Origin of the sequence: Dactylosporangium sp. McL0621, assembly GCF_049995355.1 — a bacterium.
Lineage (GTDB): Bacteria > Actinomycetota > Actinomycetes > Mycobacteriales > Micromonosporaceae > Dactylosporangium.
In genome coordinates, this window is the sequence record NZ_CP188259.1 from 5172116 (window position 1) to 5185131 (window position 13016).

Genomic DNA, 13016 nt, shown 5'->3' on the forward strand with positions numbered 1-13016 from the left:
CCTAACTCAGTCGTTGCAGGCGTACGAGGGCGCTGGCGTGATCGCCCGGGGGCAGGTCGAGGGGGAGCCCGGAGTACAGCAGCAGGGCGCCGGGATGGGTGGCTCCGGTGTCCCGGTTGCGGTAGACGGCGTCGGCCTGGACGGCGGCCAGGTGCAGGGGTGCGGGCTGGTGGCCGAACCGGCGGGTGGGGCACCAGGCGAGGACGACGTGCTCGTTCTCGTGGCGGTACTCGACCGCGGTGAGCGTGCCGTCGCCGCGCAGCCGGAAGGGCGTGCCGTGCTGGATCACCGTTCGGGCCTCCTTGTACGCGGCCACCAGCTCGGCGGCCTCCATCAGCTCGTCCTCGGTCCAGGCGGTGAGGTCGCCGCCGATGCCCAGGGCGCCGGCCATGGCGACGTGGAAGCGGAACCGCAGCGGGGTGCGCCGCGCGGTGGCCGGGTTGGGGCTGTCGGTGACCCACGCGCCCATGACCTGGGCCGGGTAGAGCTGGCTGAACCCGTGCTGGATGCCGATGCGGTCGACCGGGTCGGTGTTGTCCGAGGCCCACACCTGGTCGGTCCGGGCCAGGATGCCCAGGTCCGCCCGGCCGCCCCCGCCGGCGCACGCCTCGATGCGCAGCCCCGGGTGGTCGGCCCGCAATCGGTCCATGATCCGGTAGACGGCGCGGGTGTGCCCGATCCACAGCCGGTCGGGGTCGGCGTGGCCGGGCCATCCGGCCTCGGTGAACGGGCGGTTGGCGTCCCACTTGAGGAAGTCGATCTGGTGCTCGCGCACCAGCCGGTCGAGCCACGCGTGGGTCCACTCGGCCGCGTCCGGGCGGGCCAGGTTGAGCACGAGCTGGTGACGCATCTCGGTGCGATCGCGGTTGGCCATGTGCAGCACCCAGTCCGGGTGCGCCCGGTAGAGGTCGCTGTCGGGGTTGACCATCTCCGGCTCGACCCACAGCCCGAAGCGCATGCCGAGCAGGCGCACCTGCGCGGCGAGCGGGCCCAGCCCGGCGGGAAAGCGGACCCGGTTGGGCACCCAGTCCCCGAGGCCGGCCCGTTCGCTGTTGCGGTCGCCGAACCAGCCGTCGTCGGTCACGAAGAGCTCGACGCCGAGGGCGGCGGCACGGGCCGCGAGGGCCAGCTGCCCGGCCTCGTCGACGTTGAAGCCGGTCGCCTCCCACGAGTTGTAGAGCACGGGCCGGGTCTCGCCGGGATGGGGCAGCACGTGCCCACGGACGTAGCCGTGCCAGGCGCGGCTGGCCGAGCCGAACCCGCCCGCCGTGTAGAGGCCGGCGAACACGGGGGTCTGCAGCGTCTCGCCGGGCGCGAGTGACCAGCTGAGCCCCTCGTGGCCGAAGCCGCCCGTCCACGTGGTCCGGCCGAACGGGTCGCGGTGCAGGGTGATCCGCCAGCTGCCGCTCCAGGCCAGCGCGGTGCTCCAGACCTCGCCGTGCTCCTCCCCGGCGGTGCCGTCGTCGACGGCCAGCCACGGGTTGGCGTGGTGGCTGGTGATGCCGCGCCGGCTGGTCAGGACGGTCTCGGCGACGGGCACCTCGGTGCGCCGGAGCTGGAACTCGCTGTTCCAGCCGCCGGTGAGGTGGCTCATCCGGTACGCCGGGCGATGCGGAACCGCCCAGGCGGCCGAGTCGCAGCGCAGGATCGTGATCGCGGCCCCGTCGTCGGGGTTCTCGACGGTCGTCCACCGCTCGATCACGTCGGTGCCGGCGGGCATCCGGTAGTGCAGGGTCACCCGCAGCGGATAGTGCCGGTCGCGCAGGTGGATGCGCAGCTGCTCGCCGTCGGCGTCGTGGCCCGCGTAGCGCCATTCGACGGCCCGGGTGCCGTCGGCGAAGCGCACGAGCAGGCTGGGCGGGCCGAACCGGGCGCCGCCCTCCACCGCCAACTCGTCGACCCCGGCCACCGCCTCGAAGCTGCTCGCCGCCGGTGCGGCGCGCTCGGCCACCTGGGTGGCCTGGGCTAGTGTCAGTGGAGCACCCCAGTGGACGTGGCGCACGCTGTCGTCCTCGGCGAGCCGGACGGCGTACGACGTGGTCGGGCCGCGCAGCAGCCACAGGCGGTGAGCGGGGTCGAACAGCACGGGAGCATCAGGTCCTCGGTTCGGCGCGCGCGGCCGCGGGGCCGCTGAGTGCCGCCGAGCGTAGGTCGGCGTGGCGGGCGAAATCAATACTTGACGAAGTTAATTATTGATTCTACGTTTCGCCTATGTTTCCCGAGATCGGTACCACCTCGCTGGCCGCGGCCCCGGCCGCAACCGCGGTATTCACGGCAGTGCTGACCGAGGGTCCGCTGAGCCGGGTCACCCTGGCGCGCCGGCTCGGGCTGTCCTCCGCCGCCGTCACCAAGGCCGCGCGCCCGCTCATCGACATGGGCTACCTGTACGAGCTGCCCGCGACCGAGCGGACGGGGGAGGGCGCCGGACGCCCGGCCAGCCCCCTCGCGGTCCAGGCGGACCGCGAGTTCTTCGTCGGCGTGAAGATCACCGCGGACGAGCTCATCGGCGTGGTCTGCGACCTCCGCGCGGACGTGCGGGCCGCGGCCCACCTGCCGCTGAGCGACCCGAGCGTCGAAGGGGTCCTGGCCGACGTCGGCCGGCTCGTCGACGGGCTGCTCGACGAACACGGCGACTACCGCTCGCGCACCCGCCGGATGGGCCTGGCCATCTCCGGCGACGTGGACCGCACCACCGGCCAGGTCCGCTACTCGCCGTTCCTGCACTGGTACAACGTGCCGCTGGGCGAGCAGGCGGCCCGCCTCACCGGCCTCGCCGTCACGGTAGAGAACGACGTCAAGGCGCTGACCGCCGCCGAGCACTGGTTCGGCGAGGGCGTCGGGGCCGAGTCCTTCGCCCTGGTCACCGTCGGCACCGGCATCGGCTGCGGCCTGGTCGTGCACGGCCGGCTGGTCTCCGGCTCGTTCGGGGTGGCCGGCGAGGTCGGCCACATCGCCGTCGACGCCGGCGGCCCCGACTGTCACTGCGGCGGCCGCGGCTGCGTCGAGGCCATCGCCGGCACGGAGGCCATCGTCCGGCAGGCCCGGGAGTCCGCCGGCCTTCCCGAGCTCACCATCGACGACGCGGTGGCCCTGGCCCGCGCCGGCGACGAGCGGGTCGGCGCGGTCTTCGCCCGCGCCGGCAGCGCGATCGGCTCCGGGATCGCGGCCGTTGCGAACCTCGTCGGTCCCGCCCACATCGTCGTCTCGGGCGAGGGGCTGGCCGCCTACGACCTGTTCGAGGCGCACATCCGCGCCGGCTTCGAGCGCCAGGCGTTCGGCGCCGCCGTCAACTGTCCACTGTCCATCCGTCCGCTGCCCTTCGAGGAATGGGCCCGCGGCGCGGCCGCGGTGAGCATCCAGTCGCTCGTCGTCGCCTGAGCGGGAGGGGTGACCATGAGCTCGCCGCCTCGCAGGCGCAGCCGCTGGGCCGAGGCGCAGCGGTCCTGGCGGCGGCACTGGCAGCTGTACCTGCTGCTGACCGTGCCGCTGGCGTACTTCATCATCTTCAAGTACATCCCGATCAGCAACGCCGTGATCGCGTTCAAGGACTACAACGTCATCCAGGGCCCGTGGGGCAGCGACTGGGTCGGGTTCAAGAACTTCGAGCTGTTCTTCAGCAACCCGGTCTTCGGCACGCTGCTGAAGAACACCTTCGTCCTGGCGTTCTACCTGGTGCTGGCGAGCTTCCCGATCCCGATTCTGCTGGCGATCGGGCTCAACGAGGTCGGCGACGGCTGGTTCAAGCGCACGGTGCAGATGGCCACCTACGCCCCCTACTTCATCTCGACCGTCGTGGTGGTCTCGATGACGATCCTCGTGCTGTCGCCGCGGATCGGGGTCGTGAACGACGGGCTCGGGCTGTTCGGGATCGCGCCGATCGACTTCCTCGGCGACCCGACGTACTTCCGGCACATCTACGTCTGGTCCGACGTGTGGCAGACGGCGGGCTACTCGGCCGTCATCTACATGGCCGCGCTGGCCGGCATCGATCCGGCGCTGCACGAGGCGGCCAAGATCGACGGTGCCGGCCGCCTGCAACGGATCTGGAACGTCGACCTGCCGGGCATCATGCCCACCGCGGTGGTCGTCCTGGTGCTCGGCGTCGGCAACACGATGGCGATCGGGTTCGAGAAGGCCTACCTGCTGCAGAACTCGCTGAACCTGGAGCAGTCGGAGATCATCCCGACGTACGTCTACAAGACCGGCCTGCTCAACGCGGACTTCAGCATGGCCACCGCCGTCGGGCTGTTCAACTCGATGGTCAACCTCTGCCTGCTGCTGTTCGTCAACGTCGCCGCCAAGCGGATCACCGGCAAGGGGTTGTGGGGATGAAGACGATTCGCGAGCCGTTCCGGGACCGCGTGTTCCTGGTCGTCGTCACGATCATGCTGGCGGTACTGCTGGCGCTGGTCCTGCTGCCGATGATCTATATCCTCGCCAGCTCGTTCAGCAGCGCCAGTGCCGTCTCCGCGGGCCGGGTGTCCTTCTGGCCGGTCGATTTCTCGCTGCGGGCCTACCGGGAGGCCCTGACCAACCCGCAGCTGCTGCGCGGCTACGCCAACTCGCTGATCTACGCCACCGCCGGCACGCTGATCAGCGTCACGCTGACCGTGGCCACCGCCTACCCGTTGTCGCGCCGGACGTTCTTCGGGCGCAACGTGCTGATGACCGCCCTCATCTTCACGATGCTGTTCTCGGGCGGTCTGATCCCGACGTACCTGGTCGTCCACGACCTCGGCCTGCTCAACACCCGCTGGGCGCTGCTGCTGCCCAACGCGATCGGCGTCTGGCAGGTCATCATCGCCCGCACCTTCTTCGCGAACTCGATTCCGGACGACCTCCACGAGGCGGCGATGATCGACGGGGCGAGCGAGCTGCGGTACCTGTGGTCGGTCGTGCTGCCGCTGTCCAAGCCACTGCTGGCGGTGCTCGCGCTGATGTACGCGATCTTCCAGTGGAACACCTACTTCGACGCGCTGATCTACCTCAAGGACCCCGATCTCTATCCGCTGCAGATCGTGCTCCGCAACCTGCTCATCCTCAACCAGCGCGGCGTCGGCGCGACGGACGCGGCGCAGCTGCTCGCACAGCAGCAGCTCGCCAACGTGCTCAAGTACGCCCTCATCGTCGTGTCGAGCCTGCCCGTGCTGCTCATCTACCCGTTCATCGCCCGCCACTTCACCAAGGGCGTGATGGTCGGCGCCGTCAAGGGCTAGCAACAACCCTCACGTTTGAAGGGAACTCCCGCATGCACCCCCTCAGGAAAACGCTTGCCACAGTCACGATCGCCTCGGCGCTGCTCGCCGCGGGCTGCACGTCCGACGCCAAGAACGACGCCGCCAAGGCCGAGTACGGCGCCGACGGCAAGATCATCATCGACACGTTCGCGCCCGCCAACGCGGACCTGAACCTCGACACCAACCCCGTCACGAAGGTGATGAGCGACAAGTTCAAGATCCAGTTCCGCTGGCAGACGACGACGTTCGACGCCGGGCCGGCCAAGGAGAAGCGCCAGATCGCGCTGGCCAGCGGCGACTATCCGGACCTGTTCATGCTGATCCCGTGGGTGGACGGCTTCTCCCAGGCCGACGTGCTCAAGCTCGGCAAGCAGGGCGTCGCCGTGCCGCTGGAGACCCTGATCAAGGAGAACGCGCCGAACATCCAGAAGGCGCTGGACACCAACCAGACGCTCAAGGCGATGTCGACGGCGCCCGACGGGCACATCTACGCCCTGCCGCAGTGGTCGGACTGCTTCCACTGCAGCTACCCGAACAAGCTGTGGATCAACAGCGCCTGGCTGAAGAAGCTCAACCTGCCCGTGCCGAAGACCACCGAGGAACTGCGCACGGTCCTGCGGGCGTTCAAGACGCAGGACCCCAACGGCAACGGCAAGGCCGACGAGATCCCGATGACCGCCGACGTGCAGGACGGCCACCTGATCGACTACCTGATGGGCGCGTTCGCCTACCCGCCGGCCGGCGCCAACAACGGCGGGCTGGGGCTGCTCACGCTCAACGGCGACAAGGTGAGCACGCCGGTGAACACGGCGGACTGGCGGGAGGGACTGAAGTACATCCACTCGCTCTTCGCGGAGGGTCTCATCGACCAGGCCGCGTTCACCCAGAACGCCGAGGCGCTGCAGGCGATCGGCAACAACAAGGACGCCGTCATGATCGGCTCGGCGCCGCTGCTGCACCCGGCCATCTTCGTGAACCTCGGCTCCAAGGACGGCCGCGACAAGCAGTACGACGCAGCGCCGCCGCTGACCGGGCCGGGCGGGAAGAACTACAGCGGGCTGAACTACCCGAGCTCCAGCACCTTCACCTTCCTGCTGACCAACAAGGCCAGCAAGGAGGCACAGGTCGCGGCGATCAAGATGCTCGACTACATCTACACGACCGAGGGCACCGACACCGCGGTGATGGGCCCGGAGGGCGTGGGCTGGACCAAGCCCGGCACCGGGGACGTCGCGCTCGACAACAGCGTGCAGCCGCAGTACAAGCGCACGCCGGGCTCGGAGGCACCCAAGAACCTCTCGTGGGACTCGATGGCGCAGTACAACCTGACGCTGGCCTACCGCAACGCCGCCGTGGTGCCGATGGACATCTACGCCGAGGCCGGCTACGAGCGGCGGCTGTTCCAGGCGACCAAGCTCTACGAGGGACACGACGACAAGGCGCAGTTCTTCCCGACCGTCTCGGTCTGGACCGACCCGGCCGTCAGCGCCGAGATCGCGACGCTGAAGACCAACCTGGACAACTACGTCTCCCAGGGGGAGCTGGCCTTCATCACCGGGTCGAAGAACATCGACACCGACTGGGACGCCTACGTCAAGGGCCTCGACGGCGTCGGCCTGAAGCGGTACCTCGAGCTGAACCAGAAGGACTACGACCGGTACAAGGCCCAGAAGTGACCCGGAGCCCGGCCGACACCGTGACGCACGCCGAGGCGTACCTGATCGACATCGCCGTCGAGACCGTCCGCACCGACGCGGTGCAGGCGTTCGTCAAGCAGGAGACGGTCTTCGTCGAGGTCCGCACCGGCGACGGGCGGCTGGGCACCGGCTACTCGTACACCATCGGCAGCGGCGGCACCGCCGTGCTCGCGCTCCTGCGCGACCACCTGGTGCCCCGCCTGATCGGCCAGGACGCGGCCCGGGTGGAGGCGGTCTGGCGGGAGCTCTACGCCGGCACCCGGGCCACGGCCGTCGGCGCGATCACGTCGCTGGCCCTGGCCGCCGTCGACACCGCGCTGTGGGACCTGCGCGCCCGGGCCGCCGGCCTGCCCCTGTGGGTGCTGGCCGGCGGGACCAGGGACCGCGTTCCGCTCTACGACACCGACGGCGGCTGGCTGCACCTGAGCACCGACGAGCTGGTCGCCGGGGCCACGGCGGCCCGGGCGGCCGGCTGGCGGGGCGTGAAGCTGAAGGTCGGCAAGCCCGACCCGGCCGAGGACGCCGAGCGGATCGCCGCGGTCCGCGCCGCCGTCGGCGACCGGCTCGACGTGATGGTCGACGCCAACCAGTCGCTCACCGCGGCGGAGGCGATCCGCCGGGCGCGGCTGCTGGAACCGTACGGGCCCGCGTGGTTCGAGGAGCCGCTGCCCGCCGACGACGTCGCCGGGCACGAGCTGCTCGCCCGCTCGACCAGCATCCCGATCGCGGTCGGCGAGTCGATGTACTCGATCGGGCAGTTCGCCGAGTACGTGCGCCGCCAGGCGGCCGGGATCGTCCAGGTCGACGTCGCCCGGATCGGCGGGATCACCCCCTGGCTGAAGGTCGCCCACCTCGCCGAGGCGTGCAACGTCGCGGTGTGCCCGCACTTCCTCATGGAGCTGCACGTGAGCCTGTGCGCCGCCGTGCCCAACGGCCGCTACGTCGAGCACATCCCGCAGCTGCGGGCGGTGACCCGGTCCGAGGTCACCGTCGTCGACGGCCATGCGCTCGCGCCGGGCGTCGCCGGGCTCGGCATCGACTGGGACCGGGACGCGATCGACGACCGGCGCGTCGCGTGACGGCGCTGCTCGACGTCACCGACTTCGGCGCGCACCCCGGCCAGCACCACGCCGACGCCACGCCCGCGGTCCGGGCCGCGCTGCGCGCGGCGGCGGCCGAGGCGGGCCCGGTGGTGCTGCGCTTCCCGCCGGGCGACTACCACCTGTGGCCGGACGACGCGCAGCGCCGCGAGCTCTACGTCTCCAACACGGTGGGAGACGACCCGCGGCACCGCGTCAAGACGATCGCGCTGCTCGTCCAGGACACGGACGACCTCGTCATCGCGGGGGAGGGCGCCCGCCTCGTCCTGCACGGGCTGCAGACGGCCTTCGCCGTCATCGACTCGCGGCACGTGCGCATCGAGGGGCTCGAGTTCGACGCCGCCGTGCCGACGGTCGTCGACGCCACCGTGGTCGGCGCGGGCCCCGCCCACCGGGTGATCCGCGTCCCACCAGCCACGCTGTTCCGCATCGACGGTACCTCGATCCGCTGGCACGGAGAGACGCTCCGCTCGGGCGCGCTCGCCTGGTCCGGGCGCGATGCGCTGGAGTACACCCAGATCCACGATCCGGTCCGGCAGCGGACCTGGCGCGGCCCGAATCCCCTCTTCGAGCGTGTCCGGTCGATCCGGTCGGTGGGCGAGCGCGACCTGCGCATCGACTACGAGCACGACGATGAGCCGGCCGACCTGGGACTCGTCTACTCGATGCGGCCCACGACCCGCGACCACCCCGGCGGCGTCGTGCTCGACAGCTCCGGCGTGACGCTGCTGCGGCTGCGGTTTCGCTTCCTGCACGGATTCGGCGTGGTCGCCCAGACGAGCCGGGACGTCACCCTCGAGGGCTGCCAGTTCCAGCCCCCGCCGGGCAGCGGCCGGCACAGCGCCGGCTTCGCCGACTTCGTGCAGTTCTGCGGCTGCTCGGGACGCGCGGTCGTGCGCGACTGCAGCTTCGACGGGCCGCACGACGACGCGATCAACGTCCACGGCAGCTACCTGCGGGTCACCGGGCAGCCGGACCCCCGCACGATCGAGCTGGAGTACCCACACGCCGAGACGGCCGGCTTCGCGCAATTCTCGCCCGCCGACCGGATCGAGCTCGTCGACCGCGCCACGCTGCAGCCGGTCGGCTCCGCCACGGTCAGCGCCGTGCGCCAGCCGAGCGGCCGCGCCCACGACCGGCCGCTGCGCACCATGGTCGTGACCGTCGACGCGGACCTTCCGGGCGCCCTGGCCGGGCGGACCGCGGTGGAGAACGTCACCCGGACGCCGAGCGTGCTGATCGCCGGCAACACGTTTCGCAACATCCCCACGCGCGGGGTGCTCGTGACCACCCGGCGCGCCGTGCTCATCGAGGGCAACCGCTTCGAGCGCACCGGCATGGCCGCCATCTACGTCTCCGGCGATGCCGACGAATGGTGGGAGTCCGGGCCGGTGCACGACCTGACGATCCGCGGCAACGAGTTCATCGAACCGGGCGGCCCGGCGATCCTCCTCGACCCGCGCAACACCCGGTGCGACGGCGAGCATCCGGTCCATAGCGGCGTCGTCGTGACGGACAACCGGTTCGTGCTCAACGGTTCGCCCGCCCTCGACGCGAAATGCACGCGCGGCATCCACTTCCGCGACAACGCCGTCGCGCGGCGCGGCGCGCAGGGCCCCGATGTCATACTGCGGACCTGCTCCGACCTCACCTGACGAGACGCCGCGGCGGGCACGTTCCCGAGGGCCGAGCAGGTTCGTCGCGGAGCAGTGCAAATACCAACTGCCGTGGCCGCGGTCCGCAGCTGCGGGCAGCCGGGATCAACGCCGAAGCCCGTATGGGTGTGATAACGCCAGGCTTATAACGGGTCGCCGGGTCAGCCGGCGTCATGGAGCTCGCGGGCGACCTGGGCGAAGGCTCGGATGAGCGGACTCTCGTCAGGGGTGCGCCACACGAGCGCCCACTCGACGGGAGGTGCGTCGCGGATCGGCAGGTGCAGCAGGTCGGGCCATGGGTAGAAGCGGGCGGCCTCGGCCGTGGTGGCCATGACGGCCTGTCCGGCACTGACGGCCTTGAGGTGGTCGTCCCAGTTGGTGATCACCGTTCCCCGCCGGACAGGGCGGCCGGACGGGGTGTGGAAGGGCTGGAACACCTCCTCCATGTAGGCCGGGATCGGTGATCGGTGTGCGACGACGGTCAGGTCGGCGAAGTCCTCCCGGCTGATCGAGTCGCGCGGTCCGGCCGAAGTGCAGTTCCTCCGCGAGCACCAGGAAGATCTCGATGTCGCGCAGCTCCACACCACGCCCCCGTCCACGAGATAACCGCTGGGTTATCGGATCATACGCATGTTCGGCGTTGATCCAGACCGTGGCGCTGTCCGAGGCTTGACGCGACCGACACCCGTCCGCCCGAAGGAGACGCACTCGTGCAAGCCAGGATGAAGAACCCGGCGATGGTGCTACCGGATGCGATGAAAGGCATCCAGAACCTGTACAAGGCGATGCACCAAGGTGGTGTACCGCAGCAGCTGTTGGAACTGGTCCACCTGCGGGCCAGCCAGATCAACGGGTGCAGCGCGTGCGTGTACGCCGGCGTCCAAGGGGCCCGGAAGGCCGGCGAGACCGACGATCGGCTGGCGACCCTGGCCGCGTGGCGGGAGACGCCGTTCTTCAACGACGCCGAGCGGGCCGCCCTCGCCCTCACCGAGGCCGCCACCCGGCTCGCCGACCGGTCCGGCGACGCGGTCCCGGACGACATCTGGGACGCCGCGGCCGACAACTTCGACGAACGGCAGATCTCGGCCATCATCCTGATGGTCGCGGTCACCAACCTCTTCAACCGGATCAACGCCACCATCAAGGAGCCGGCCGGCGCGAGCTGGACCTGACCGGTGCCCTCCGGTGGCGGGCTCGACCTGACGGCGATGTACGCGATGCATCACGCGCTGCGTCGGCAGGCCGCACACCTGGCGAGGCTCACCGTCCGCGTCGGTGACGATCCCGGACGGATCCGGCCGGCCGCCGCCGGGTGGCAGCTGTTCAAACGGGCCCTGCGGATCCACCACACCGCCGAGGACCGGGCGCTGTGGCCGCCGATGCGCCGCGCCCTCGCCGGCCGGCCGGGCGACCTGGTGCTGCTGGAGGCGATGGAGGCCGAACACGCCGGCATCGACCAGCTCATCACGACCATCGACGCCGCGGTCGCCGACCTGGACGCGGTCGGCCTCGGCGACCTCGTCGACGCGCTCGTCGTCGGCGTGTGCGGGCACCTCGACCACGAGGAGCGGCGGGCCCTGCCCCTGATCCAGGCGACGGTGACGGCCGGGCAGTGGCAGCGGTTCGAGCACATCCACGCCGCCCTGGCCGGCGCGGACGCGCCGCGGCTGCTCGAACCGCCACGACGTGCGTGCCACCAACGACGGTGGCCCGACCACACGGCAACAACAACAACCAAGGAGAGCAACATCGTGAGCACTGTGCGCATCCACACCTACCGCGTCGACCCCGCCAACCTGGAGCAGCTGCTGGCCCAGCGGGCCAACCTGATCGCCGGGATCCGCGCCGGCAACCCGGGCCTGCTCGAGGCCCGGCTGACCCGGCACGAGGACGGCACCTACACCGACGCGTGGCGGTGGCAGTCGGCTGAGCAGATGGCGGCCGCGCTCGCCGGCGCCGCCGGGTTCCCGCTGGTCGGCGCGACCCTCGCGCTGACCCACGACGCATCGGTCCAGAACGGCGAGATCGTCGACGAACGCTGACCGCCGCCCGACGACCGCCCGGCAGCGCCACCGCTGCCGGGCCTCGCTTTCCATGTACCGCATAGGAGACGCACCCGTGAACATGATGACCGTCGCCGCGCTGCTCGCCGCCCTGGCGCCGGTGCCGGCGGCCGCCCACGCCGAGCCCGGCGGGTGGAGCGCGGCCTGGGCCACAGCGGTCCAGCAGCCCTCGCCCGACGTCTGGTACCCCACCTGGGCCGAGCACGGCTTCGCCGACCAATCGGTACGCCAGGTCGTGCGCGTCACCGCCGGCGGCCCGCAACTGCGGATCCGGCTGTCGAACGCCTACGGCAGCGGCCCGCTGCGGCTGACCGGCGCGACCGTGGCCAAGGCCGGCACCGGCGCCGGCGTGCAGGCGCACACGGTGCGGCCGCTGACCTTCGCGCTCGCCACCACGGCGAGTATTTCCGCCGGCGGGCATACCGCCAGCGACCCGGTCCCGCTGCCGGTCGAGGCCGGCGAACGGCTCACGGTGACGCTGTACTTCCACGACGTCACCGGCCCCGCCACCTACCACAACCTTGCCCAGGCGACCGCCTACCGGGCCACCGGCGACCACACCCGCGACACCGACGCGAGCGCGTACACCGAAACCAACAGCTCCTGGTTCTACCTCTCCGGCGTGGACGTCCGCGGCGGCGGCGCCGCGGTGGCCGCCTTCGGTGACTCCATCACCGACGGATACGCCGCCACCCTCGACGCCGACGATCGCTACCCGGACGCCCTCGCACGCCACCTCGGCGGCCGGCGAGCGGTGCTCAACCTCGGCATCGCCGGCAACCGCCTGCTCAACGACTCGGCCTGCCTCGGCGAGCGGGGCGTCACCCGCATCCGCTGGGACGTGCTCGACCAGTCCCACGTGAAGACCGTCATCGTGCTCGAAGGCATCAACGACATCCTCCTCGGCATGCAGGACCCCACACCGTGCACCACACCGGCGGTCAAGGTCAGCGCCGCCGACCTGATCGCCGGCTACCGGCAACTCATCCGCGCCGCCCACGACCGGCACGTCAGGGTCGTCGGCGGTACCCTGCTGCCCGCGAACCTGTCCGGCGAGGCCGAGCAGACCCGCGACGAAGTCAACGCATGGATCCGTACCGGCTGCGACTTCGACGCCGTCGTCGACTTCGAGCGCGCCGTCGCCGACCCGGCCGACCCCGACCGCTTCCGGCCGGCCTACGACAGCGGAGACCACCTCCACCCGAACCCCGCCGGCTACCGGGCGATGGCCGACGCCGTCGACCCGCGGTCGCTGTAACGCACC

Annotated in this window: 11 protein-coding genes; 9 read left to right on the top strand and 2 right to left on the bottom strand. The window is 71.1% G+C overall.

Annotated features, from left to right (window positions below):
* Nucleotide 1 precedes the first annotated feature (1 nt).
* Entirely contained in the window at nt 2-2086 is a 2085-nt protein-coding gene (locus ACPPVO_RS24965; protein ID WP_426513564.1) for an alpha-galactosidase, read from the bottom strand.
* 125 nt (nt 2087-2211) lie between these two features.
* Here ACPPVO_RS24965 and ACPPVO_RS24970 point away from each other — a divergent pair, with 125 nt between their 5' ends.
* From ACPPVO_RS24970 to ACPPVO_RS24995, 6 genes are read left to right on the top strand one after another with little or no spacing between them, the layout of a single operon-like run.
* Nucleotides 2212-3378 (top strand): ROK family transcriptional regulator, encoded by a 1167-nt coding sequence (locus ACPPVO_RS24970; protein ID WP_426513565.1) that lies wholly within the window; start codon nt 2212-2214, stop codon nt 3376-3378.
* A 15-nt stretch (nt 3379-3393) separates the two neighbouring features.
* Complete coding sequence (locus ACPPVO_RS24975) at nt 3394-4332, top strand: ABC transporter permease (protein WP_426513566.1); 939 nt, start codon at nt 3394-3396, stop codon at nt 4330-4332.
* A complete protein-coding gene (locus ACPPVO_RS24980; protein WP_426513567.1) occupies nt 4329-5216 on the top strand; it encodes a carbohydrate ABC transporter permease in 888 nt (295 codons plus the stop codon). Before ACPPVO_RS24975 ends, ACPPVO_RS24980 begins: the two co-directional genes overlap by 4 nt.
* Before the next feature lie 32 nt (nt 5217-5248).
* A complete protein-coding gene (locus tag ACPPVO_RS24985) occupies nt 5249-6913 on the top strand; it encodes an ABC transporter substrate-binding protein (protein ID WP_426513568.1) in 1665 nt (554 codons plus the stop codon).
* Complete coding sequence (locus ACPPVO_RS24990) at nt 6910-8013, top strand: mandelate racemase/muconate lactonizing enzyme family protein (protein WP_360391531.1); 1104 nt, start codon at nt 6910-6912, stop codon at nt 8011-8013. The genes ACPPVO_RS24985 and ACPPVO_RS24990 overlap by 4 nt, the downstream gene beginning before the upstream one ends.
* On the top strand, nt 8010-9689 hold the full coding sequence (locus ACPPVO_RS24995; RefSeq protein WP_426513569.1) for a right-handed parallel beta-helix repeat-containing protein: 1680 nt from the start codon (nt 8010-8012) through the stop codon (nt 9687-9689). Before ACPPVO_RS24990 ends, ACPPVO_RS24995 begins: the two co-directional genes overlap by 4 nt.
* Nucleotides 9690-9850: 161 nt before the next feature.
* Here ACPPVO_RS24995 and ACPPVO_RS25000 read toward each other — a convergent pair whose 3' ends face one another.
* Entirely contained in the window at nt 9851-10288 is a 438-nt protein-coding gene (locus tag ACPPVO_RS25000; protein WP_426513570.1) for a LysR substrate-binding domain-containing protein, read from the bottom strand.
* A gap of 111 nt (nt 10289-10399) precedes the next feature.
* Between ACPPVO_RS25000 and ACPPVO_RS25005 the strand changes: the two genes are divergently transcribed.
* The 3 genes from ACPPVO_RS25005 to ACPPVO_RS25015 all read left to right on the top strand — a co-directional run bounded on the left by ACPPVO_RS25005 (nt 10400) and on the right by ACPPVO_RS25015 (nt 13010).
* Complete coding sequence (locus tag ACPPVO_RS25005) at nt 10400-10861, top strand: carboxymuconolactone decarboxylase family protein (protein WP_426513571.1); 462 nt, start codon at nt 10400-10402, stop codon at nt 10859-10861.
* Nucleotides 10862-10864: 3 nt separating this feature from the next.
* Nucleotides 10865-11731, top strand: coding sequence for a hemerythrin domain-containing protein (locus tag ACPPVO_RS25010; protein ID WP_426513572.1), 867 nt, complete (start codon nt 10865-10867; stop codon nt 11729-11731).
* Between the two features lie 82 nt (nt 11732-11813).
* The gene (locus ACPPVO_RS25015) at nt 11814-13010 is read left to right on the top strand and encodes an SGNH/GDSL hydrolase family protein (protein WP_426514691.1); all 1197 of its coding nucleotides are present in this window, start codon (nt 11814-11816) and stop codon (nt 13008-13010) included.
* Nucleotides 13011-13016 lie beyond the last annotated feature (6 nt).

Excerpts from the sequence above, each read along its gene's own strand:
- ACPPVO_RS24970 (WP_426513565.1), top strand. The coding sequence starts at position 2,212 with ATGTTTCCCGAGATCGGTACCACCTCGCTGGCCGCGGCCCCGGCCGCA.
- ACPPVO_RS24975 (WP_426513566.1), top strand. The coding sequence starts at position 3,394 with ATGAGCTCGCCGCCTCGCAGGCGCAGCCGCTGGGCCGAGGCGCAGCGG.
- ACPPVO_RS24980 (WP_426513567.1), top strand. The coding sequence starts at position 4,329 with ATGAAGACGATTCGCGAGCCGTTCCGGGACCGCGTGTTCCTGGTCGTC.
- ACPPVO_RS24985 (WP_426513568.1), top strand. The coding sequence starts at position 5,249 with ATGCACCCCCTCAGGAAAACGCTTGCCACAGTCACGATCGCCTCGGCG.
- ACPPVO_RS25015 (WP_426514691.1), top strand. The coding sequence starts at position 11,814 with ATGATGACCGTCGCCGCGCTGCTCGCCGCCCTGGCGCCGGTGCCGGCG.